Here is a 23,655-nt window from a genome sequence, read left to right as displayed (position 1 = left end):
TGCTCGCGCACGAACCGGGCTGAACGTTTCGGGGCGACCTCCTGACTTCAGGTGACAGCTTGCCGACAGATCTCTCCGCCCGGCGAAAAGACTGGTCGCAGACGGGGTGAGATAAACGGGCTATTCATGCGTGCGGCGCGGGAGGCCTGTGGCGATCGCCGGGTGGCGTCTTTACGCCGATCACAGAGTGGCTCCATGGCGGCGATGGACGGCTCGACTCATGGACCCACCTTGAGGACCAGTCCGGACGACGGCTGGACCATGAGGTACTGGTCACCAACGCCGACCCATCGGTAACCCGGCGCGGGCGGGGCAAGATTGTAGGCGCGCCAGTCGTCGATAACGTACTGGGAGCCCCGGTATTCCGCTGGCAGGCGATCCCCTTTTCGCCAGTGACCGGGAGCATATGCCGACCTGCCCGGGCTTCCGCCGGCTTGCGGCTGGCCGTTGTGCGGCCGGCCATGGCCCTGCACGCCATGGTGACCGCCACGGTCGTGCCCGTGTTCACCGCCCTGCGGTCCGCCATGCGGAGGCTGTGCCAGGACCGATAGCGGCGCGGCGGCGGCCGAAAGCATGAGGGACGCCATAATCGTGCGTAACCTGTTCATTTTTTTCTCCCTTGATGGCCTTGACCGCAACCTGCGGCCAGGGTCCTCGTTCGAGTATAGATTCCTCGTCATGGTCCGCCCGGCTGGAACTGTAAAACAACGTCAGGTGGTTTTTTCCGGATCAATAGTCTTCGCCGGAAAGGCCGAACGCCTTGGGGGAACCGGCAATGGGCGCGTCGCCGCACGCGTCGACACCCGATGGAGCTTCCGCATCTGGCTACGGAAGATCAGCGTTCCAGAGGCGCCACACAAAACATTCCCGGCGACGGAAAAGGCCTGCATGCCTGCCTTCGGGGAGGACCGTGCCTGAGTCGCGGCTGGACGGCGCCACGGCGGTTTTGCCCTATCGGTACGGCACGACATGAGCGACGCGCCAATGATCGGGAATGTCGTGGCCGGGTCATGATGCTGGCTGGAGTCTTCGCTGACCGGAGGCCGGTGGCGATCACCGGCCCCGTCGTTCCACATTCGCGCTAACGCCGCCGTCGCGGTCGTCCGCCGTGACGGCCCGGCGCCTACAGCGCGGGACTGGTCGAGCCTGCCGGATCACGGCCGGCGCACATGCGCCCGGCCCTGCCGAGATCGCCGTCCGAGATGGTCCTGCCGAAATAAAGCGCGAGCAGGATCGATACCGGCGCGGAAATCTCCGCGCCCGATTCGAAGCGGCTGCCACGCGACTGCGTTACGCCAAAGCGTGACCAGAAACGTCGCTGGCTTTCCTGCTTCTGGATGCGGTACGCGACGATCTGGCCGATGTCGGGGATTGGCGCGACGTTCGCCTTGACCCGTGCCAGTTCCGTCGGAGACTGCCAGCGGTTTTCGAGATGTTCCATGATGCTCCCTGTCCGTTATGCTGATCAGTTATTGCCGCCCTGATTCTCCGCACCCGCATGCCCAGGCGCACCTATCCAGGTAGATAGGCTGGCCGGACTTTTGGCGGGGTGGCGGGCAGAACCGCCAGGAAGCTCTCCAGCCGGACCGCGCGCCGGCAGAGTGTCCGCTTCTGGTTCAGACCTGCGGTTACACCGTCTGCGCGGCATCATACGGGCGCGGTGCACGGAATCCCGGCCGCAGCCGTCAGGACGTGAGGCGACCGGATGGTCCGGCTGCTTCACCATGGAGAAAGTCGTTCATGAAATTTTTCGCGAAGATTCTTGCCCTGACCGCCCTCGCGCCTGCCGTTCTCGCGCCGGCGATGGCCGACGCCCATCCGCACCGGATGGGCCATTTCGATCATCACCATCACCGCGCGTGCCGCTGGGTGAAGTAGGCGGGTGGCTTTTCCCGTGTCCCGCACTCGCCACGCCAACGAGCATCGGGCTGCTGGCCGGAGCGCTCCGGTCCATGTGGCACGGAGCGCAAACGGGGTCCGCAGGCAATGGAACCGGAAAGTCGGCGTGCGCTTCACCGGCGCGCGCCAGGACTACCAGAAGGGCAGGCGAAAATGACGGGGATGCCAGGCGGAGTTCGGATCCCGCGAGCTTATCCGGACTGCTTCCGGTTGTAGATCACCATGCCGGTGGGGTGCAGGTTGAACTCCAGGTCACAGCGCACGAATTCCGCTTCGCTGACGCCACCGAAAAGGTGATCGGCAAGCCATGCCGCCATGGCGGCCTGCGTGGCGGTCATTTCAGTTTCCCGGGCGTCGTCAGCCTGTACGGCCCTGATGAATTCCCTTCCATAGAACGGCACCGCTCCCTGCGCGAACGCTTTGCCCTTCTCCCTCACGAAGGCTTCCCGGTCCTTCGCGGTTTCGATCAATGCCAGCGCGTTGATCGAGGTCTGGTAGCGGATTGTTTCCTGTTGCTGCTCATCGAAAACGCGCATCGTGACCAGCATGTTGTTCCTTGTTCTTCGGGGATTGGTTTACGGGCTGGGTGCCGCGCAGGTTCAAGCCGGCTGGCGGTTCCCCTGAGGGACCCGTGACCGTCGCGTGGTCATTGCGCCGTTTGCCCGGATCATCGTTGTCCGCAGGCCGGCCCGGCTGGTCAGAAAATTTTCCTCGCCACTTCGCGGCGCGCGGCCTCGTCGTGGCTCATCTGCCGGATTCCGTCGAGCGCGCTGGCCAGCCACGCATCGGCAATCATGCGGTGTTCATCGTGTCGGCGGTCGGCCGGTACGGGCGTGGAATTGCCCAATTGTTCGTCGCGTTTCATTCCGAAACCTCCCCCTGAAATGGCACAGACATGACGCACGCAACAAAACGCGTGCGGATCGGGCCGCAAGCCTTGCCGGTACTGGGTTTGCGGCGTACACACAAAAAAGTGTAACAGACCGGTTAAAAAAACGGCGAGCGGCCTGAAGTCCATACGGGACAAGGCTGTGCGCCGCGTTACAAAATGCACCGCGCGCTGTTCAGCGTGAAGGCGGCATCGGGTTCATCGCGTTGCTTCGTCAGTCGGCGTGCCCGCGCACAATCCGGCCGGAATGGACGACGTGCCGCGCGATGGTCCGGGCGTCGTCTGGCGTTACTTTGTCGCGGATGCGGCGTAGCCCGGTCTGCGGCAATCCGGGCAGTTCGACGCGCTGCGCGTCCGGTGCCGGCTGGCGCAATTCATCATTAATTGCCGGTGTGGGCTGGGTGATGCGCTGGCCGGTGATGACGCGCAGGACCCCGTGACCGGAGCCGGAGGAAAGGCTGCGACGCGTCAACTACCCTGCCTGGCCCGGGCCGGGCCAGTGCCCGGTTTTTATCTGGAGGAGCGCCGGCGCCGGCCGCGGGGAATGGCCTCGCCAAACAGGTCGACCTCGGGGCTGGCCGGCGTGGGCGGAGCTGGTATTACACGGGCGGGATCTGGATACCCGGCGCGCTCGAGCGCGCCGGCGATGCCGGCCAGATCCGACCAGAGCGCGGCGGCGTCGCGGGGCGAAAGAAGTTCGGCGGCCGCGTCGATCGCGGCGACCAGCTCGCCCAGGCGATCATGGGCCGCCTCGAGCGTGTGCCGGTGCGCATCGTCGGTCTGGCGGGCGATGCGCGCCGACAGCCAGCGGTCAAGTGTGGCCCGTTCGTCGTCATCGAGCCGGTCGAGCAGCGCGCGGTCGGGGCCGTGGTCGAGATGAAATGTGCCGACAAGGGTCTGCCGCGCGCGTGGCGTGTTGGGCGCTCGTTCGGAGCGGATCAGCCGGACAGTGTTGCCCTGCTCGTGGATCTGCATGCGGTCGCTCTGGTCATCCCGGTACAGCGAAGCATATCAGCGAGCCAGTGGCGTTCCCCGGAGTGGCGGGACCGGCGAACGGCCACTGTTTCGGCCCGGGACTATGTCGGAGATTATCCGGGAGATTATGTCGGAGATGAGACCGGGGCACCGCGAAGTCGGACATTATCTCCGGCATAAAGTCCGGCTTTGTGCCGGAGACGAACAAACTCCGGGATAAAGTCCGACATGATCTCCGGCTTTGCGGTCCGGCCGGATTTGATGTCGCCATCGGGACAGCGCGGCTTCCGTCCGACGCCCGGAGCCACTCGTTGCGCGGGCCTGCCATCCTCACACGCTCCCCCTTCGCGCGACCGCCACGGCAGATTTCCGGCACCGTCGCGCACGCATCACTTTGTCAAACCGGCCGCACAGGCTGGCCCCGTCCCGAAACAGGAATGCGTCACTTTGTCATGGATGGGCAGCGCAGGCGGTCCCGCGTGTATCAGGCCGAAGCCGCAGCGGCAGCAAAAAGAGGCGCGCCGGCCCGCGGCGCGCCAACCACAATCGCCTTGTGGATCAGGATAGAAGGGGATCTATCCTGATGATCACTGTAGCGCGGGCACGTCGTGGCTGTTGTCAGGAAGTGTCAGGTCATCACGGCAGGCGCGCCTTGATGTCTGCCCGCGCAGTTCCCTCCGCGCCTGCGTGTCGTGCCTGGGGTGGGGGTTTTGATGCGCGCTGCGGAGATGGACTGGCCCGTTGCGGCGCTGCGTTCGGGCGTGTGCGCCCCGCGTCATAGTGATGCGGATTGATGCAGTCTGATGCAGGCCTTTTACCTGCAGGACATGCGCTGGTCCGCGTGCGGACCAGCGCAGCCGGAGCACGGGCGGCGTACGGGAGAGCGGCGCCGGTCGCGGCGAGCTGCGTCATGCCTGCGCGCACTCCTCCTCGACGGCGTGCACCATCGCGCCGGGCGAGCAGTCGAGCGCCCGCGCCAGCTTGAAGATCGTCGTGATGGTCGGCTGGTTGCGGCCCAGTTCCATCAGGCTGATGTAGTTGCGCTGCACGTCGGCCTCGAACGCCAGCTGCTCCTGGGTGAAGCCTGCGGCCCGGCGATAGCGGCGCAATACCCTGCCGAAAGCGATGCCTGGATCCAAGTCGGTCTCCCGTGAAAATCGGGAGCCAATCTCGGTGTTCGGATACAATCCGTCTTCATCATATATGGTGAATTCTGGGTATGGGAGCCGCGCGCGGAAAAGATATTCGGGCGCGGGCAGACCGGGCCAGCCGCTACGCGTCGGCCCGCCTGTCCGCCTGGTTCGGCCGTCGCGTCGAACTGGCGGTGGCCACCGCCTGTGTCGGCGTGCCCGCGGTCCTGGCCGCGCGGCTGCGGCGGGCCACGCGCATCGACGGGTCTGTGACGGGCGTGCGGCAGGGATTTCGCGCCGGCGCGCGCGGCGAGGCGCTGATGCTTCTCGCGGGCGACCCGGCGGTTCGATGGTGGCGGCCCGCCGGCGCCCTGTCCGGCCAGGTGGCCGCCGGACTGACACCCGAAGAGGCGCTGCTTGAGCTCGGCGCGTTGGTTACCGGCGTCTATGTCAGAGCGGCCGGGCACGATGGCATCGGGAGCGGTGCCCCATGTTTCCTGCCGCCTACCCTGCTCGGCGCGGCGCGCCCGCTCGAAGTGATCCTGACGCAGACCGCGCCGTCGCGCGTGGCGCTGTGCATGACCGGCATGCGGGTGAGCGTGCCGGCCATCGCGTTCAATGGCGTGCTGGCGATCTTTTCCGCGCTGGAGGGCGGGAACGGACCGGGGGCGGATGTTCCCGTCGACGCGCGCAAGGCGGCCCGGCCTCGTGGACCGGGCCACGCCATGCTGGAGTGCGTTTGGTGAACCTGCCGGTCATCTGGTCGACGCAGGCCTTTGTGGATCTGGAGGCGCTCGCGCCAGAAGGCGCTGGCGATCCGGTGGAGTTCCGCACCCTGCGCGCCGAGCTGGAGGCGGCGCTGGCACAGGCTGGCGAAGGCACGGACGCCGTGCTGCGTGGCTACGCTCCAGGAATGCGCGGGACCGTGGCGTTGCGCGGCTGGACGGTCACGTACAGCGTGACGACACACGTGATTCTCGTCGAGGGACTGCGCTGAACCCCGCGGTGGGGATCCATCCACCCTTCTCTCAGCGTCGCGCGCACGGCCCCCGGAATGCGCGGCGTTTGCCTTCGCGGGCGGCCTGTACGGCGCCCGCGTTTTTTTGCCGGCGGCCGGCCTGCCGTGCAGGCGCCTGAACGGCTTTTCCCGGAATGGTGGGGGTTTTTATGCAGCTTTCGCTCCGGACACGGCGCCATACGGCTTTTCTCTTGCGTGACCACGAGGGAGCCATTAACCTGTCGCCACTTCCCGCGCTTTTTGCGCATCGACTGAAACCGACACCCGAAATCCGCCTACCGGTGCCGTGTGTCGCGTCCCTCTCCTGAACCCGTGCCGTAGCACGGCTTTTCTGCCCCGCGCGCGTGTTTCTGCCGCTTCTTTCCCTGCCTGCTGTTGATCCGTCGCCGGACTCCGGTTTCGTGGACCTTTTCCTTTCATACCTGCTGGCGTGACCGGTCACGACGGGCGCCGCACCTTTTCCGTGCCCCGCTGGCATCTGCCCGCCCTTCCCTTCACCAGGCGATAGCGGCCGGAGATCCGCCGCCGCCCCTGCCCGTCACGACGGACGCAGCCGCCACCACACGCGGCGCCTCTCCCCCGCGCGATCGCCACCACCCGTTCCGGGTGCCTGGGCAACGTCCGCGAGTGTCTTCCGATGCCGGCCGCCGGCGTCCATTTCCTTCGCGCGGACCGGGACATGGGCACCCCGGCCGGTCGCCACGCCCGCTCACGAACGCAGACGGAGAGAAGTGATTTCCCCGCCGTGGCGTGCCGCCCGCATGGGCGCCGCCGCAGCCGGGGCTGTGGTGGCTGGCCACCACAGAACACTCCAGACCTCACCAGGCCGGAGCCCGTGCTCTCCCCTGCGTTTTCCGCCGGCCTGCCGGTCCGTTCGTGATGCCCCGGAAAACACCCACGAGTTCGGGCTCCACGACCTGCCCGCGGGCAATGGGGAAAAAGACATGTCGCACGTATCACTGACGAAGGACCTGCACCACGCCGCGCGCCGGGCGCGAGGCAAGCAGGCGGGAAGTACCCGCAAGGCACGGGACCAGGCGCTGGCGCGCTTCGCCCGCTACCTGTGGGACGCGGGATTCCAGATACACACGACCGGCCAGGTCCGGGAAAAGCATATCCGCGCGTGGGTGGCCGACCTGCGCGGGCGCGGCCGCACGGCACGCACGGTGGCCAACAGCCTCGCGCACGTGCGTACAGCGCTCGAGGGCATCGGCCGCCGGGCATTTGCCGACAGGCTGGCCAACGCGCAGCTCGGCGTCGCAGGCGCGAGCCGGGCGGGTACGAAGGCGCCGCTCGCCCCGGAGCAGTTCGAGGCATTTCTGGCGGCCGCGCGCGCAAAGGATCCGGGCGTGGCGATGGTGCTCGAGCTGCAGCGGGAGTTCGGCCTGCGCGCGCAGGAAGGCGTGCGCAGCGTCGATTCGCTGGCCGACTGGGAGCGCGTGCTGGCCAGCGCCGGGGGCGACGGGTTCGTGCTGGTGATCCACGGCACCAAGGGCGGCCGCACACGGCGCAGCCCGCCACAGGACCGGGCGCGCGCCCTCGACGTCGTGCGCCGCGCGCGTGCCATGTGCCGCGGGTCCGGTGGAAAGCTGGTGCGAAAGCCGGACCTGAAGACGGCCATGCAGCGCTACAGCAACGTGACGCGCCGGATTGGCATGGAGGGCGCGCAGGCGCCGCACTGCCTGCGTTACACCTATGCGGTCGAACACCTTCTGCGGATGAAGGCCGAAGGCCTGTCGCGCGGTGAGGCGGTCGCGGCGGTATCGACGTATCTCGGCCACGGCGATGGGCGCGGGCGGTATGTCGAGCAGGTTTATGGGCAAGCCCTTTGCTGAGTGGGCTGAATACACTTGCTTTCCGCCCATTCTGACTAAATCGTGGTTAGTCTGACATCCACGATTACGTGTCAGAATTCAGCGAATCAACTCAAAAACTCAACTCAATTGATTTTCGCATCATGAAATCAACTCAAAAGAGTTGAAACTCAACGACTCAAATAGTATGATTACTCAAATACTCATTTGAGGGGGCATCGATGATTGTCCTGATTGGCGCAGAAAAGGGGGGCGTCGGCAAGTCGACGATTTCAAGCAATCTTGCGGTTCATCTTGCACACCAAGGCATTGACGTTGTGCTCGTCGACACAGATGGGCAGGCAACCTGCGCGAGGTTCATAGAAAGACGTGAAGAGGGGGGGATACGGCCGTCAGTGCCGTGCGTACAGCGAACCGGCGATGTCGCGGCGACACTCCGCGATCTGTCAAAGCGTTACCAGGTGATTGTGGTGGATGCCGGCGGCCGCGACTCTCGGGAAATGCGTTCCGCTATGGCTGTGGCTAACCTGCTTCTCACGCCCACACGGGCTAGTCAAGCTGATCTTGAAACCTTGCCAAAGGTCAATGAGTTGGTGAGCCTTGCTCGAGGCCTCAATCCGGACCTGAAGGCTTTCGCAGTTCTCTCCATGGCTCCTTCAAATCCCGCGATCCGCGAGGTGGAGGACGCTCGGGAGCTGCTTTCCCAGTTTGAGCAGCTAGAACTAGCTGACACAGTGATCCGAGACCGCAAGGTGTACCGAGATGCATTACTCGGCGGCCATGGGGTGGTCGAAATGACGAACTCGCAGGCCCGAGCTGAAATTCAACTGCTCGCACAGGAATTCTTCGAGATCGACGCGCCAGTGAGTAAATGAGTTATTCATTTGAGTTGAGTAAATGAGTAAATTTAAAATTTCGCCCGCTGTCCCTACCGTCCCTGATAAGTCAATGAGTCGGGACGATTTCGTTGCTGGGGCCGCAATGGTTAAGTCTCAAACCGGACATCGCCCCGTCAAGCCCGTGCGGTTGAACCTTGATCTCGACCCAGATCTTCACCGCAGATTGAAAATGCGGGCAGTGGAAACCGATGTGACTATCGCCGAACTCGTACGAGGTCTCATAACAAGGGAGCTGGGATAGGGGGCGCCAGAACCCCAAAGGGACATTTTTCGGGTTCTGGTTAAAACAACGACGTCTGGGGGTTTGTGTCGAACCTGAACTCTAAGCCTGTGACCTTTCGGCCAGACTTCTTTGCTTCCCAGGCGATGAGAAAGCCATCCTTCTCGATGAGCTCTTGCACTGCCGGCTCAATAACCCGACGCCGCAGGTCCTTGAAGTTCGCCCTGCAGCTTATCGGTGCGTCCATCGCGTGGGTGAACTCGTCAATGCCGATACGAAGTAGTCCGGTTCCTTTGAATTGCGACAGCAGCTCCAGCAACCGCCATGAATACACAGACCTTAGCGCTGCTGCGTGCGAGAGCTTGTAGCTTGTAAAACGGTCTCGCAAGGCAATCAGATGCGGGACCACCTCGTGCCAAAACGAGAGCTCTAGCCAACCTTCACCTTTTGCATAGGTGATGCGGCCTACCCAGCGCATTTCCACAATCTGCGGGCCTTTCCTGCCCGGCTTTTCGTAGCGAATTAACCTCTCCCTTAAGCTCTTGGCCCCAGCCTGAAGCTCGTCATAAGCGGTATTAGTGTCGATGCCGAACGTCTCAGCAAACTCCGAGGCCGACATTCTCGTCACCAGCGGACGCGTGGGATCAGGCAATCGCTTGCTATCCAGCTTCGCGATACAGGCCGACATGATCCTCTTTTCCGCTAGCGAAAGCCCTTGCGCCGCTCTGACCAAGACATTGCTCATGTTGACGTGTCTTTCGACCAACTGCTTATCCTGCTCAGCTACGCTGGGGACCGTGATTTGGGACATTTCTCGGGCTGACGAGGACTTTGAAGGCGAGTGTCCTTTTGTACACAAATGGGACATCAATGTCAATGTGTCCCATGTGAATAACACCCGAAAAACTGCCCCAATTACCCGAAAAACCGCCCCCAATACCCGACTTCTGTCCCAATAGATGCCAGCAAACCCTTATCCAGCCTAGCTTCCCAGCGCTTAAAAACGGGTTTACAAACTTATTTAAAAACCCCTCCCACCCAAACAGCCCCCACGCCAGACGGCGCGGGGGACTCACGCCGGCCCTGCCGGCTTGACCACCCCAACACCACCAAACCCCTTTCACCAGGGCCAGCGCGGGCCGGACAACGGCCCTTCGGGCCGCCCCCTCCGGGGGTGGCTCTGGCGCGACCCTGAAGGGTCTTCCAGAGCCATTGTCGGGCTTTGGCAGCCCGCGAGCCCTTCGGGCTCTTGTCTGCCTGCCGATCGTCGTGCCGATCCGGCCAACCTTTCTTCGCATCACAACCGCCCGAATGTTCAGCAGGGAAAGGGGTTCGTCAGGGCTGGCTATGCCGTCCAGGGGCGCCAGAACGTCCCGTATGCCGCCCGTCGCATGGCGGGAATAGTGGGCGAGGTCTAGGCCACCGGCCGGCGTGAGGCGCTTTTCCCAACCACGCTTTTGTCAGAATGGCCGCCGCCCGTGCGTGAAACATTGTCTGCCTGCCGGCGGACCCGCGCTTTCCCTTGACCGGCAACGCCCCGGGCCGCTTCCGCTTCGCATGTTTCACGCTGCCGCACGCGGATTTTCCGGCCCCGGCTGGCCACGGTGTAGTGAACGTTACGTTTTCAGGCCCGCAGGCGCGCGCAGTCCACAATGAGGCCCTCATTGTGGACTTTCTTCTGGGACATTTTCCGGGTTGCGGGCCGCACGGGCGCATGTCTTCTGGCCTGGCGCGGTCTCGCATGTGTCACCCGGAGGGTGTCCGTTTTCGCACGAAATGGGACATTCTTCGGGTTCGCGGGCGCCTGTCGCCCGGAACCGTCCGGCGGGGTACGATGCCCGTCACGGGGCCAGTCCGCGACACAACACAGACGGGGGTAGGGCAGCAGTGGCCGATGTACGCGAAAAAATCCTCAACGACGGGTACGGCGTCGCCCGCCGTTCACCCGCAGCCTTCATGGTGGGCGTGGCGGCCGGTGTGCTGGCAAGCGGCTTTCTGCTGTATCTCGCCGCGAAGACCATGCCCGACCGCTTCGAGCCGTGGGGATGGATGCCCGTGGCCGAGCGCGCACGGCTCGTCGAGGAACTGCAGACGCAGCGCGCCCGCGCCGATGCCCTGCAGACCGAGCGCGACCAGTTACGCGCGCAGAACAGCCAGCTGGTCACCAGCCTGAACGATCGCAGTGCCCTCGAAGGGCGATGCGCGCAGTGGAACAGTGAGGCCCAGTCGGTTGCCGCCGAACTGCAGAATGCTTCCCACCGCCTCGTCATGGCGGAGATATACGACGGTCCCCGAAAGGACGGCCAGCCGCCGGGGCTTCTGGCCGATGCCCCGAGGCAGGACATCGAGACCCTCAGGATGCGGCTCGCGGGCCTTCAGGCTCAGGTGTTGCAGGATTGCGGTTCCGCCCGCTAGCCCTCCGCGTCCGCTCCGCAAGGCCCCGGCTGCACCGGTGAACATCCATGGTTCGCTGTGGTGGCGCAGGCCTGTGGGATCTCGCGCGGCGTGGCGGGCGGCCGATGCCCCGCAAAATCCGCGTCGGCCAGCGCGTGGCCGCAGTGCGGGCAGTGCAGTCCGCCCGGTTGCCGCGCAACGTTCCTTGTGCGTGCCGACCATGCTTTCTGCCGCATCGAGCCGCGCTGCATCGACCAGCTGATCGCGGTCATGAATACCGTTACTCCCATTACCGGCCACGCGATATCCGACATGCCGTTTCCCCGTCGTGAGCATGCGACCAGCATAGCATCCGCCGGCCACGCGCACGGGGATCCGCGGCTTCGTTTGCGGGGCAGCCACGCGCGGCTGCCAGGATATTTCTCATGGCTACAGCCACTGGCTTTTTTAAATTAGCACGACCGGCCGCACGGACTCACGGAATGATCTGGCATTCAATTCAAAGCGCATATATCTGTTGTTTCAGGGAGGAATTAACGTAAATTAACAGTGCGTTATCCGCATTTTGCGTAACTTACGGCCCATTACGCATGGGTGTGGGTTACACGGAATGAACAAGGGTACTTACCGGCTGGTGTTCAGCCGGATGCGGGGAATGCTGGTCGCCGTTGAGGAAACCGCCACGTCGGCGGGCAAGGCAGGTCAGGGAGAAACGACGGCGGGACGTCCGTCCATGCACGCCGCTGTGGGCACGGCCATTTCGCTGTTCGCGATGCGCCATGCCGCGTTCGGCGCACTGATCCTCGCGGGCGTGGTGCCGGTGTCGCTCGCCCAGATCGTGCCCACGCCGGGCACCAGCACGCACGTCATCCAGACCCAGAACGGCATCCCCCAGGTCAATGTGGCAAGGCCGTCCGGCGCTGGTGTGTCGATGAACACGTACAGCCAGTTCGATGTGGGCCGCCCAGGCGCCATCCTGAACAACTCATCCTCGGTGGTGAACACCCAGCAGGCCGGCTACATCAATGGCAATCCGAACTATGCGCCGGGCCAGTCCGCGAGGATCATCGTCAACCAGGTCAACAGCAGCAACCCCACCTACCTCCGGGGGTACGTTGAGATTGCGGGCCAACGGGCAGAGGTCGTCATTGCCAACAGCTCGGGCCTGATCCTGGACGGCGCCGGTTTTGTCAACACGTCGAAGGCGGTTTTAACGACTGGCACACCGACCTTCGGCGCGGATGGCGCGCTCACCGGCTACGACGTGCGCGGCGGCCTCGTGACCGTCGAGGGCGCGGGGCTCAATGCCTCAAACGTGGATGCGGTAGACATTGTCTCCCGTGCCCTGCAGATGAACGCCGCCATCTATGGCAATACGGTCAATGTCGTGACCGGCGCGAGCCACGTCGACCACGACACGCTTGCGGCCACACCGATCGCGGGCACTGGTGCGGCTCCGACGCGCGCCATCGACGTGAGCCAGCTCGGTGGAATGTACGCCAACCGCATCTTTCTGGCGAGCAACGAGTACGGTGTCGGCGTTTCGAACGCGGGCGTGCTCGCCGCGCAGGCGGGTGACCTCACGCTCACCACGCAGGGGCGTCTGGTGCTGTCGGGCCGCACCGGTGCGAGCGGCAACATGGCGCTTTCCGCTGCGGGTGGGATCGACAACAGCGGCACGACGTATGCGCAGCAGAACGTGTCGGCCAGCACGGCTGCGGACCTCACGAACAGCGGCACGCTCGCCGCGCGGCAGAGCACCACCGTCAACGCGGGCAGTGTTGCTTCGACGGGCACGCTTGGCGCCGGCATCAACAGCGACGGCACGGTTGCGAACGCGGGCGACCTGAGCGTCTCTGCTTCGGGTGCGCTCTCGGCGACCGGTCACAACGCGGCGGGCGGCAATGCCTCGCTCTCCGGTAGTAGTGTGAACCTCGCGGGTGCCCAGACATCGGCAAACGGCAATCTCGCGCTCACGGCCAGTGCGGGCGACATGAATCTCACGGGCGCGAGAACCCTTGCCGGCGGCTCGCTTTCAGCGACCGCCTCGGGCAACCTGTCGAACCAGGCCGGCACGCTTGCGGCCAGCGGCAAGACTGCCGTTTCGGCATCCACCCTGGACAACGGTAACGGAACGATCAGCGGCAACCAGCTTGCGGTTTCCGCAACAAACCTCGCCAATCATGGTGGCTCCATCACGCAGACAGGAACCGCGCCCACGTCCATCAGCGTGTCGGGCACGCTCGACAATACGGGCGGGTCACTGCAGACGAACAGCGCCGACCTGTCGCTGGCGCCGGCGACACTGATCAACGACCACGGCACCATTGCAGATTCGGGAACGGGCACGCTGTCGGTCGGTACCGGGAGCCTCTCGAACAACGGCGGCACCCTCGCCACTAACGGCGCGCTCAGCATCAACGCCGGCGCCGTGTCGAACGAGGGCGGCAAGCTTGCCGCGCAGTCGCAGGCCGTGCTCACCGTCGCGTCGCTCGACAACAGCGCGGGCGGCTACGTCGGCGCAACGGATGTCAGCGTAACGGCCCAGGGCGTACTGAACAATTCGGGCGGCACGGTCGAGGCGAACCACGGCCTCACCGTGTCGGCCGGGACGCTTGCGAACAGCGGCGGGTCGATCAGGAACTCCGGCACCCAGGCAACCACGGTTTCAGCGTCCGGGGCACTTTCCAGCACGCAGGGCGGCCTGATCGGCGGCAACGGCGACGTGTCGGTCGCCGGTGGCAGTGTGGACAATTCAGGCGGTTCCGTCGTCTCGGGCGGTGCCACGACCGTGCAGTCGGGTAGTTCACTTGCCAATGCGGGAGGTCTGGTCCAGGGCAAGGGCAATGTGTCGGTACGCGCCACGGGCGCCATCACCAATACGGGCGGCGAAATCGAGGCCAATGGTGCGGCTACGGGCCTGCAGGTTTCCGGCTCGTCGCTCGACAATACTAACGGCAGGATAGCTAACATCGGCACGGGCGCCACCGGCATCAATGCCGCGTCGATTACCAACGGCAATGCTGGCGGCGTTGCCGGCGCCGGCATGATCGGCGGCAACGGCGACGTGACCGTATCCGGACAGACGCTCTCGAACACTCAGGGCGGGCAGATCGTGGCCGGTCGCGACCTTGCTCTGGATGTCACGCAGGCAGTCAACAACGCCGGCGGCAAACTGTCGGCGGCCCGCAACCTGACGCTGAACCAGGCGGGCACGGTGCTGGGCAACCAGGGCGGCTCCATCCATGCCAACGGCGCGATCGCGCTGAATGTGGCATCGCTTGACGATACGTCGGGGCGCATCGGCAACGACACGGGCAGTGGCGGCACCGTGGCCATCACCGCTGCCGGAACGCTCGCGAACCAGGGCGGCGCCATCGGCAGCGACCAGAACCTCAGCGTCACGGCTGGCCAGCTCACCGGCGACGGAAAGATCGTCGCCGGCAACGACGGTTCGGTAACGGTCAACGGCGACTACACGAATGGCGCTGCAAGCCAGATCCAGGCCAACCATGACCTGACGTTCACGACGACGGGCAGCTTTACCAACCAGGGGGCGCTTGCGGCCGTCAACGCGCTGACAGTCAACGCGGCGAACGTCGACAACCAGGCCGGCGCCGATCTCAACTCGGCCAGCACGACGGTCAACGCAGCCAATGCGATCACCAACGAGGGCCGCCTCGAGGGCGATGCGGTCAGCACGACCAGCGCCTCGTTCGGCAACACGGGCACCGTGGTCGGCAACAACGTGACGATCAACGCGGGCACAATCACGAACAGCGGCGCCGCGGCCGCCATCGCGGCTGCTTCGCAGCTCAACCTGTACGCCGCGAATTCGCTCTCCAATACGGGCGGCGCCAGCATCTTCAGTCTGGGTGACATCAACATCGCCGCGAACGGCGCGCGCGACGCGGGGGGCCTGCTCGCGAACCGCACGGGCTCGGTCACCAACGACCAGTCGACCATCGAGGCTCAGGGCACGCTCGAAATCGCCGCGCAGACGCTCACGAATTCGCGTCCGGCGCCCACGGTGCAGACAGTGACGACGGGCACGGATACGGTTCACCAGACCAAGCGTAGCAAGTACGTCGCATGTGCAACCGGGAACGCCGACGGACATTCGTCCTGTACCCAGGCCGTGTGGGACTACGGCTACAAGGCGCAGCGCACCGACTCGTTCCCCGCATCGTCCATCGTCTCGCAGGACCCGTCCCAGAACCTAATCGTCCTGAACGTCAACGGCCAGCAGCAGACCATCTACTACAGCGCGATGACGAACAGTGGTGGCACCGTCACGCTGACCTACTGGGACGCCTATAACCCGAACATCAACTATCTGCCGTCGACCGAGTATCCGACGCGCAGCGATGCCCACAACGGCTACCAGCGTGTCGAAATCGCACGCGACACCACCACCACGACGCAGCAGGACCAGGTAGTGGCGCAGGCCCCGCAGGCACAGCTGCTCTCCGGCAGCAACATGATCCTGGCTAATGTCGGCACGATCAACAACAGCTACAGCGCGATTGCGGCGGGTGGCTCGATCCGGATCGGCAGTTCACAGCAGGGTGGCGCCGTCGGCAGCGGCAGCTACGGCGGCACACAGGTGAACAACACGGGCCAGACGCTGTACCAGTACCAGACGCAGAACATCGTCTCCACGTATGCGTGGAACGAGGACATCACACGCGACGTCGGCACCGTGGTGGAATCGCCCGTGGTGCTTGCCCCGGTCGCCATCGGCGGCACGGGCGGCACGATCGTCGCGAACAACGCCGTGCAGATCAATGCGACGAACGTGAACAACACGAACGTCGCCGCGGCGAATTCGTCCACCGGTGCGACGGGCGCGACGCTCGGCGCGAACCAGGCGTCGTCGGGCGTCTCCACCACCGGCAGGCAGGCCGTCGGAGCGGCGAACGCGCCGCAGACCGTCGCGGGCAGCAACGGCTCGCTGAACATCCGGCTTCCCGTGAGCGGCCTGTACTCGTTCCGGTCCGCGCCGGGCCAGCCGTACCTGGTCGTGACCGATCCGCGGCTGACGAGCTATACAAGCTTCATCTCCAGCGACTACATGCTCCGGCAGCTTGGACTGAATCCGCAGACCACGCCAAAGCGGCTCGGCGACGGGCTGTACGAGGAGCAGGTCGTGCGTGGCCAGATCACGCAGTTGACCGGCCGCGTCTATCTGCAGGGCTACACGAACAACGAGGACGAGTACCGCGCGCTGATGGCCTCGGGCGTGAACGCGGCGAAGCAGTTCGATCTCGAACCGGGCATTGCCCTCACGGCTTCGCAGATGGACGCGCTCACAAGCGACATCGTGTGGCTCGTGAACCAGACGGTGACGCTGCTGGACGGCACCACACAGACCGTGCTGGCGCCCGTTGTGTACCTTGCGCATACACACGCGAACGACCTGCTGTCGACGGGCGCGCTCATCGCGGCCGACGACGTGGAGATCCACGCGACGGGCAGTGCGGTCAATTCGGGCGTGATCAGGGGCGGCACGCAGACCATGGTGGCGGCCACCGACATCCTGAACCGGGGTGGCGCAATCGGCAGCAGCGGTACGGCCGGCACCACCGTCGTGTCGGCCACCAACGACGTCGTCAATGCCTCGGGGCAGATCACGGGTAACCGCGTGGCGGTGCTGGCGGGCCGCGACATCATCAACACGACACTGGTCGACGGAGTTGGGGTAAGTGCGGCGTCGGGCGACAGCAAGGTCAATACGACACTCCTTGGAGCCCAGGGCACGATTGCCTCGACGGGCGACCTCATGGTGTCGGTGGGCCGCGACCTGACGGTGCACGGCGCGGTCATCTCCGCCGGCGGCGACGGGCAGATCACGGCCGGCCGCGACATCACGGTCGATACCGTGCAGTCCACCACCTCGCAGTCGGTGACGAAGAACGGCCAGCATCACTGGGAAGCGGACAGCACGACGCATGAGGGCAGCGCGATCTCGTCGGGCGGCAGCCTCGTGATGCAGAGCGGCAACGACACGACGTTCAAGGGCGCCGCGGTCTCGGCCGGAACCGATCTGGCCGTCGTGGCGGGCGGCAACCTGAGCGCCACGACGGTGACGGACACCGCGAAATACAACAACGTGGCGACCGACAGCAAAACGCGGCAGGAGGTTGACCGCACATACGACGAGACCGCCGTCGGCACGACCTTCTCGGCTGGCCGCAATGCGACGCTTGCGGCGGTCAATTCCGAAGCGGGCGGCAACGCGCGCACCGACGGCAAGGGCAACGTCACGCTGACCGGCTCGTCGGTCACGTCCGGCGCGAATGCCCAGACGCCGGGCGCCGCGACGATCGCGGGCAATGGCAACGTCACGATCAACGAAGGCCGCGAGGAGCACGACAGCTACACCGCCGTGCAGTCGAAGCGCGGCAGCTTCGTGAACGGGTCGACGACGAACACGATGCAGGCTTCGCAGTCCAACGTCGGCGTGGCGAGCACGGTCTCTGGCGACACGGTGCAGGTCCAGTCCGGCAGGGACCTGACTGTCCAGGGCAGCAATGTGGTCGGGACGAACGACGTGAAGCTTGGCGCGGTGGGCAATGTCAACATCACGACGTCGCAAGATACGTACAGCGCACAGAGCGACTACCAGAAGCGCGAGTACGGCTTCCTGTCCGGCCTGAATCCGCTTAACCAGCTCGACGGCGGACTGCAGGGCTATACCGTTGGCGTGCGCAAGACGACCGACGCCCAGCAGGCCATGCAGGTCACGAATACCGGCAGCATGGTCGGCTCGGTCAACGGCAATCTCACGGTGACGTCGGGCAACGACGTGCATGTGACGGGCAGTACGATCCATGCCGGCAACGACCTCAACGTTGCCGGCAGGAGCGTCACCATCGACGCCGCACGGGATACGGCCACACAGAACGAACAGCAGTCGTTCAGCCAGACGGCGATCTCCGCCGGGATCAGCAGCCCGGTCCTCGCGGCGGTGCAGACCGGCGTGCAGATGGCGAAGGATGTGAAACACACGAAGGGCGATGCCCGTCTGGATGCACTGGCCGCGGCGACTACCGGCCTCGCGGCAAAGAACGGCTACGACGCCGTGATGAGCGACCCCACGCACGCAGGCGGGATTGGCATCAGCGTGTCGCTGGGGTCGAGCCACAGCAACAGCAACTCGACGGCCGCGTCCAGCACGGCGGTGGGCAGCACGGTGTCCGCCGGCCGGGACGTCAACATCGCGGCCGCAGGCGCGGGCGCCGGCAGCAACATCGACGTCACCGGCAGCTCCATCAGCGCGGGCCGTAACGCAGCGCTGAACGCCGAGGGCAACATCGACCTGCAGGCAGCGCAGAACACGACGAGCCAGCACAGCACCAACAGCGGGTCAAATGCGAGCGTGGGTGTCACGTTCGGGTTCGGCCAGCAGAACGGCATCTCGTTCCAACTGGGGGGGTCAGGTACGAAGGGACACGCGGACGGCACGGACTCCACGTGGACCAACACGCATCTCGATGCTGGCAATGCGCTGACGCTCAAATCCGGTGGCGACACGAACCTGAAGGGTGCGGTCGCTTCGGGCCAGCAGGTGATCGCGGATGTCGGTGGCAATCTCAACATCCAGAGCCTGCAGGACGTCACCCACTACGATGCGAAGCAGCAGAGCGGCGGTGTGTCGGTGAGCGTTTGCGTGCCGCCCATCTGCTACGGCTCGTCGAGCGTTGCCGCGAACTTCAGCCAGAACAGGACCAACAGCGACTTCGCGAGCGTGACGGAACAGTCGGGCATCAAGGCGGGCGATGGCGGTTTCCAGGTCGATGTGAAGGGCAACACCGATCTCAAGGGTGCGGTGATCGCAAGCAGCGACAAGGCCGTACAGGATGGGCTCAACAGTCTCACCACGGCGACGCTCACGCACAGCGACATCGCGAACCATGCGGAATACAGCGCGCAGCAGGTCGGCATCGGCGGGGGCTACTCGTTTGGCGGCAGCACGAAGCCGGACAGCGGGGTCGGCAAGGACCAGAAAGGCACCGCGACGAACGTGAACCCGATCAATGGCACGCAGCAGCCGACGTACAAGGGCTTCTCGGCGACGCCACCGGTCGCGCTCAGTGCGTCAGGCGATGCGAGTTCGACAACGAAGAGCGGGATCAGCGGCGGCACCCTCACGATCACCGACAGCGCTCAACAGCAGCAGCTGACCGGCCAGACGGCGGCCGAAGCGGTGGCCAGCATCAACCGCGATACGTCGAATGCGGGCGGCACGCTCGCGCCGATCTTCGATAAGGACAAGATCCAGACCGGCTTCGACATCACGAGCCAGTTCATCAATCAGGCGGGGACGTTTGTCGATAACCGCATGAAGGAGTCCGCTGCTGCGCAGAAGGCCCTTGATGCGGAGAAGGCGAAGCCCGCGGACGAGCAGGACACGGCCAGAATCGAGCAGCTCACGCAGACGCTGCAAGACAACGCGACGTGGGAGATGGGTGGTACAGGCCGCATGGTGCTGACCGCCATCATGGGCGCGGCGGCAGGCAACGTGACGGGGTCGACGGGCGCCATGATACAGAGCGCAGCAGCGTATTACCTGCAGAGCCTCGCGACCCAGGAGGTGAAAGGCATCGCCGACATGCTGGACAACGAAGCAGCGCGAGCCGCGTTGCAGGGGCTTGTTGCGTGTGCCGGCGCTGCGGCCCAGAGCAAGAGTTGCGGTGCGGGCGCCGCGGGCGCCGCGGCGAGCGTCGTGCTAAACAACCTGCTCGACGGGCTTAATGGAGAGCAGGCCTCCACGTTGTCGGCGGACCAGAAGCAGGCCCGCGAAAACATTGTGGCCAGTATCGTGGCGGGCGCAACTTCTGCCGTGGGTGGGAACGCCGCAGCCGCGACTGTTGCTGCATTGATCGAAACCGAAAATAACGCGGCCAGTTTTGTGAAGGGCACCACCGAGCGTGTCAAGACCGCCTCCACTACTGTCGGCGATATCCTGCGGAAACCTCGCGGCGCGATAACGCGCAAGGATATCGATGTGGCGCTGGCCGCGTTGAGCGACGTAACGTCGTCGGGTAACCTGTCGAACCAGGAGTCACTCAACGTCACGTCGCTGTGGATGGCGGTTGTTGAGCGTGCGGCGGCCGAGAACCTCATGACGCCGCAGGAAATCGTGGGGTCCAGGCAGTTCATGCTGGCCGCGATCGGGTCGATGGCGTTCAGCGGCGGTGGAAATTCGTCTGTCAGGGCAGGAGGAAGTGGATCGGGACCGGAGTTGCCGGGGACGACGGGCAGCCGTACAGCCTATCAAACCTCGGGGGGACAGGCGAACTCCGCTACGGCAGCAGGCCTGCGTAGTCAGCTGAATCAGAGCGATCTAGACGCTATAGCCGCGCAAGATGCACGTTTGGCAAAGGCCGTTAGCGGCGACGGTACCGGCAACCTCAACTTTTCAATTGGGACTGGGACAGCGCAGGACGCAGACCGCCTTGGAAAAATCTGGGTTGGTGACGGAGCGCGCCCTATGACCGGCGTCCCGGGTGGCTTGGTTAGTGCTGATGGCTCCAGAACATATAGACCGCCTCAAGAAAAGGATTCTGCGTTTGCCATAACAGGCGTCCAGGCTAATTTTCAACAATTTCAAAATGGGCAAATGACCAGCAATGGCCACTTGAATATCCATCAATGAAAGCAAAGCTTAAATCGGTTGATCTTGGCTCCGATGTTGGGGTTTTTGAGTATGTTCCAAATGACCCCGGCCGCTTCAACGTGTGGATGAATTTCACCGTGGGAAAACTCGGTGGAAACGGGGGGGATCTTTTTAGGCTCAGAGTATGCACACCTGACTGGCTCAAGGAAAATGTGGCGCCAATGTCTTGGGGACGGCACGTGCTGGTCGTCCACGCCTACAATCCTCAAGCGATTATCGATTACGTGGATCGGTACATCTCTTCGCTAGAAGAACCCGACTGGCCAAGGCTGGCGAACAAGCTTGCCAGGGTAATGGAGTGGGAATTCGAGGACTATAAGCCGTGAATTTCTCTACCTCGTTCTCAGCCAGCACGGCGAGGTGGATACGGACCTAGCCACGGGCGTCAGCGATCTGACGCATTGTTTCGCAGGTACGGATGGTTCTTTACCCCCTGGCGCCGGCCGGATCTGTTTGGGTCAATCAGAGGTGCGACATCGAGGTCTGGCGTGCCCCCAGAAGGGACATACATGAACAGGCGAGCAATCCTCGCGGCCTCCTTCTGCATTTCGTTGATGGGTTGTGCTCATCAGCCCTCTTCGCAGAACGAAATCTATGATCGGACCATCGATGCAAGGATTCGGGTTTACTTCGGCGTTTCCACCCACTTTTACTTCAATGCGGCATGCGAACCGCGGAACGCCTCGTATGGGTACGGCGCTGGTGGCGGAATCGCCGTGGCCAAACCTCGCATGTTTCACCTTGCCAATACCACGACAGGTATGCCGGTGCCAGAAGACGCCTACCGGTACTACGACGAGTACGTCATCAAGGCGAACCAGCCGTTGACAATCACGCTCGATACCGGAGGCTGGTCGCAGAACGGCGGCTTTGTCATTACCCAGGCCCGCCGGCATGCAACCGGAACCTTCGTACCGCAGCCGGGAGCGGACTACGAGGCATTCGCGGATGGCGAGAACGGCGGCCTTGGTCTGGTCGTTCGACGGCTGAGGGCGGATGACAGCCGGGTACAGACGGAGCGGATGACGGTCCAACCCGCGCCGCTTTGCCCCTGATTCCGTTGCCTGGCCGCGGTCCCAAAGCACGGTCCGGTTAGCCATCCCGACTCGTGCGTCCCAACCGTACCCGACGTTCCTTGAAAGAATAAATCGCCAGGAAGATGCAGCCTGTGAAGACCCATAACAACCTGTCCGTACCACTCGCCATCGCAGCGCTCGCCAGTTCCTTTCTCTTGGGCACCGAGGCATTGGCCCAGACCGCGCCAACGCCGCCTGATGTCGCCAACGCGGCGCGCGGCTCGGCCCAGCAACAGCAGCTCATCGAACAGCAGCGCGAGGCCCAGCAGCGCGAGCGGACGGTCAATGCGCCCGCGGTGCGTTCCACCGCGCCGGCCGCAGGCGCGTGGCCCGATTTGCCGAAGGAAGAGCCGTGCTTCCGCATCGATACGTTCGCGCTCGATGTGCCCGCCACGCTGCCCGACGCCGTGCGCGCGCAGGGTGCCTCAGCGCTTCCGATGGACCGCTTCGCTTTCGCACGCGAATGGCTGGAACACTACAGCGGCCAGTGCATCGGCAAACAGGGCGTCGAGCTGATCGTGAAGGGCCTGTCGCAGCTGATCCTCAGCCGTGGCTACGTCACCACGCGCCTGCTCGTCCCTGAACAGGACCTGTCGACCGGCACGCTGCGCCTGTCGCTTGTGCCGGGTGTGATCCGCGAACTGCGCTTCGCCGATCCGGCCATGCGCGGTACATGGAAGTCCGCGTTTCCCGCACGCGGCGGCGACCTGCTGAACCTGCGCGACCTCGAACAGGGCCTCGAGCAGATGAAGCGCGTACCGAGCCAGGACGTCAACATGCAGGTTGAGCCGACGGACGTGCCCGGGGAGAGCGATGTGGTCATCAGCGTGAAGCGCGCGAAGCCATGGACGGTGGTCGCCTCGGTCGACAACTCCGGCACGCGGGCGACAGGGAAGCTGCAGGGCAACCTGTCGCTTGGCATCGACAACCCGCTGGGGCTGAACGACCTGTTCAACATCGGCGCGAGCCAGGACCTGGAGTTCGGCGACAGACGCCTGGGCTCGCACGGCTTCAACAGCTTCTACTCGGTGCCGTGGGGCTACTGGACCGCGACGGTCTCGGGCAACACGAACACGTACTACCAGCCCATTGCGGGGGTGAACCAGACCTTCGTGTCGAGCGGCAACGCCCAGACGCTTGGCCTGAAGCTGCAGCGCGTCATCAGGCGTAGCCAGAACGATGTGTCCGGCGTGGAGTTCCAGCTGACGAAGCGCTGGGGCGCGAACTTCATCGACGACACCGAGATTCCCTCGCAGCGCCGCGACAACACGTTCATCGAGGCGGGTGTGACGGACCGGCACTACTTTGGCACTGCGCAGTTCGACGGCACGCTCGCGTACCGGCAGGGCATCGGCTGGCTCGGCGCGACGCCGGATACGTCACAGGACGGTGGTCCCACGTACCGTTTCCACATGGCGGTGCTCGACGCGAACCTCTCGGTGCCGTTCTCGGTGGCGGGCCAGAACCTGCGCTACGTGACGACGCTGCACGGGCAGTTCACCAACAACACGCTGTTCTACATCGACGATCTCACCATCGGCAGCCGCTACACGGTGCGTGGCTTCGACGGCGAGACGATGCTCGCGGCCGAGCGTGGCTTCTACTGGCGCAACGAGCTGCAGGCGCCCATCGGGCAGACAGGGCAGAGCGTCTACGCCG

Annotated in this window: 20 protein-coding genes; 12 read left to right on the top strand and 8 right to left on the bottom strand. The window is 64.5% G+C overall.

What is annotated here, in order from left to right:
- Window positions 1–218 precede the first annotated feature (218 nt).
- Window positions 219–575: an RcnB family protein gene (locus tag PKKP23_RS31470; protein WP_338120189.1), complete on the bottom strand. Its 357-nt coding sequence runs from the start codon at window positions 573–575 to the stop codon at window positions 219–221.
- Window positions 576–591: 16 nt separating this feature from the next.
- Between PKKP23_RS31470 and PKKP23_RS34250 the strand changes: the two genes are divergently transcribed.
- Window positions 592–918 (top strand): hypothetical protein, encoded by a 327-nt coding sequence (locus tag PKKP23_RS34250; RefSeq protein WP_168724611.1) that lies wholly within the window; start codon window positions 592–594, stop codon window positions 916–918.
- A gap of 205 nt (window positions 919–1,123) precedes the next feature.
- On the opposite strand, the gene PKKP23_RS31465 is transcribed toward PKKP23_RS34250, so the two are convergent.
- The gene (locus tag PKKP23_RS31465; RefSeq protein ID WP_240659230.1) at window positions 1,124–1,441 is read right to left on the bottom strand and encodes a helix-turn-helix domain-containing protein; all 318 of its coding nucleotides are present in this window, start codon (window positions 1,439–1,441) and stop codon (window positions 1,124–1,126) included.
- Window positions 1,442–1,740: 299 nt separating this feature from the next.
- Here PKKP23_RS31465 and PKKP23_RS34245 point away from each other — a divergent pair, with 299 nt between their 5' ends.
- Window positions 1,741–1,878, top strand: a complete 138-nt coding sequence (locus PKKP23_RS34245; protein ID WP_168724613.1) for an HHHH-motif protein — start codon at window positions 1,741–1,743, stop codon at window positions 1,876–1,878.
- 212 nt (window positions 1,879–2,090) lie between these two features.
- Here the strand turns inward: PKKP23_RS34245 and PKKP23_RS31460 are convergent, their stop codons facing one another.
- The 5 genes from PKKP23_RS31460 to PKKP23_RS31445 form a co-directional block, all read right to left on the bottom strand.
- Window positions 2,091–2,447: a hypothetical protein gene (locus PKKP23_RS31460; RefSeq protein ID WP_126879790.1), complete on the bottom strand. Its 357-nt coding sequence runs from the start codon at window positions 2,445–2,447 to the stop codon at window positions 2,091–2,093.
- A gap of 149 nt (window positions 2,448–2,596) precedes the next feature.
- Window positions 2,597–2,926, bottom strand: coding sequence for a hypothetical protein (locus PKKP23_RS34240; protein ID WP_138721045.1), 330 nt, complete (start codon window positions 2,924–2,926; stop codon window positions 2,597–2,599).
- 76 nt (window positions 2,927–3,002) lie between these two features.
- The gene (locus PKKP23_RS31455) at window positions 3,003–3,260 is read right to left on the bottom strand and encodes a hypothetical protein (protein ID WP_126879789.1); all 258 of its coding nucleotides are present in this window, start codon (window positions 3,258–3,260) and stop codon (window positions 3,003–3,005) included.
- A gap of 38 nt (window positions 3,261–3,298) precedes the next feature.
- Window positions 3,299–3,763, bottom strand: a complete 465-nt coding sequence (locus PKKP23_RS31450) for a hypothetical protein (RefSeq protein WP_126879788.1) — start codon at window positions 3,761–3,763, stop codon at window positions 3,299–3,301.
- Between the two features lie 908 nt (window positions 3,764–4,671).
- Entirely contained in the window at window positions 4,672–4,902 is a 231-nt protein-coding gene (locus tag PKKP23_RS31445) for a helix-turn-helix domain-containing protein (protein WP_168724612.1), read from the bottom strand.
- 80 nt (window positions 4,903–4,982) lie between these two features.
- Between PKKP23_RS31445 and PKKP23_RS31440 the strand changes: the two genes are divergently transcribed.
- The 5 genes from PKKP23_RS31440 to PKKP23_RS35100 all read left to right on the top strand — a co-directional run bounded on the left by PKKP23_RS31440 (window position 4,983) and on the right by PKKP23_RS35100 (window position 8,865).
- Window positions 4,983–5,639, top strand: coding sequence for a hypothetical protein (locus PKKP23_RS31440; protein WP_126879787.1), 657 nt, complete (start codon window positions 4,983–4,985; stop codon window positions 5,637–5,639).
- Window positions 5,636–5,890, top strand: a complete 255-nt coding sequence (locus tag PKKP23_RS31435) for a hypothetical protein (RefSeq protein ID WP_126879786.1) — start codon at window positions 5,636–5,638, stop codon at window positions 5,888–5,890. The genes PKKP23_RS31440 and PKKP23_RS31435 overlap by 4 nt, the downstream gene beginning before the upstream one ends.
- 965 nt (window positions 5,891–6,855) lie before the next feature.
- The gene (locus PKKP23_RS31430) at window positions 6,856–7,746 is read left to right on the top strand and encodes an integrase domain-containing protein (protein WP_126879785.1); all 891 of its coding nucleotides are present in this window, start codon (window positions 6,856–6,858) and stop codon (window positions 7,744–7,746) included.
- 200 nt (window positions 7,747–7,946) lie between these two features.
- On the top strand, window positions 7,947–8,600 hold the full coding sequence (locus tag PKKP23_RS31425) for a division plane positioning ATPase MipZ (RefSeq protein WP_126879784.1): 654 nt from the start codon (window positions 7,947–7,949) through the stop codon (window positions 8,598–8,600).
- Window positions 8,601–8,622: 22 nt separating this feature from the next.
- Window positions 8,623–8,865 (top strand): ribbon-helix-helix protein, encoded by a 243-nt coding sequence (locus PKKP23_RS35100; RefSeq protein ID WP_126879783.1) that lies wholly within the window; start codon window positions 8,623–8,625, stop codon window positions 8,863–8,865.
- A gap of 40 nt (window positions 8,866–8,905) precedes the next feature.
- On the opposite strand, the gene PKKP23_RS31415 is transcribed toward PKKP23_RS35100, so the two are convergent.
- Entirely contained in the window at window positions 8,906–9,655 is a 750-nt protein-coding gene (locus PKKP23_RS31415; RefSeq protein ID WP_199545179.1) for a replication initiation protein, read from the bottom strand.
- A 1,076-nt stretch (window positions 9,656–10,731) separates the two neighbouring features.
- Here PKKP23_RS31415 and PKKP23_RS31410 point away from each other — a divergent pair.
- The 5 genes from PKKP23_RS31410 to PKKP23_RS31390 form a co-directional block, all read left to right on the top strand.
- Window positions 10,732–11,259: a restriction endonuclease subunit S domain-containing protein gene (locus PKKP23_RS31410; RefSeq protein ID WP_126879782.1), complete on the top strand. Its 528-nt coding sequence runs from the start codon at window positions 10,732–10,734 to the stop codon at window positions 11,257–11,259.
- 589 nt (window positions 11,260–11,848) lie between these two features.
- Window positions 11,849–20,899, top strand: a complete 9,051-nt coding sequence (locus PKKP23_RS31405) for a hemagglutinin repeat-containing protein (protein WP_126879781.1) — start codon at window positions 11,849–11,851, stop codon at window positions 20,897–20,899.
- Window positions 20,896–21,246 carry an immunity 8 family protein gene (locus tag PKKP23_RS31400; protein WP_126879780.1) on the top strand — a complete coding sequence of 117 codons (351 nt, stop codon included), beginning with the start codon at window positions 20,896–20,898 and terminating at the stop codon, window positions 21,244–21,246. Before PKKP23_RS31405 ends, PKKP23_RS31400 begins: the two co-directional genes overlap by 4 nt.
- Window positions 21,247–21,429: 183 nt before the next feature.
- Window positions 21,430–21,975, top strand: coding sequence for a hypothetical protein (locus tag PKKP23_RS31395; protein WP_126879779.1), 546 nt, complete (start codon window positions 21,430–21,432; stop codon window positions 21,973–21,975).
- A gap of 149 nt (window positions 21,976–22,124) precedes the next feature.
- A partial coding sequence (locus tag PKKP23_RS31390) for a ShlB/FhaC/HecB family hemolysin secretion/activation protein (protein ID WP_138721046.1) occupies window positions 22,125–23,655 on the top strand: 1,531 nt, incomplete at its 3' end.

This window comes from Paraburkholderia kururiensis JCM 10599 = LMG 19447 (assembly GCF_003986935.1).
Classification (GTDB): domain Bacteria; phylum Pseudomonadota; class Gammaproteobacteria; order Burkholderiales; family Burkholderiaceae; genus Paraburkholderia; species Paraburkholderia kururiensis.
The sequence above is the reverse complement of the archived record's forward strand: the minus strand, read 5'-3'. Positions and strand labels throughout refer to the sequence as shown.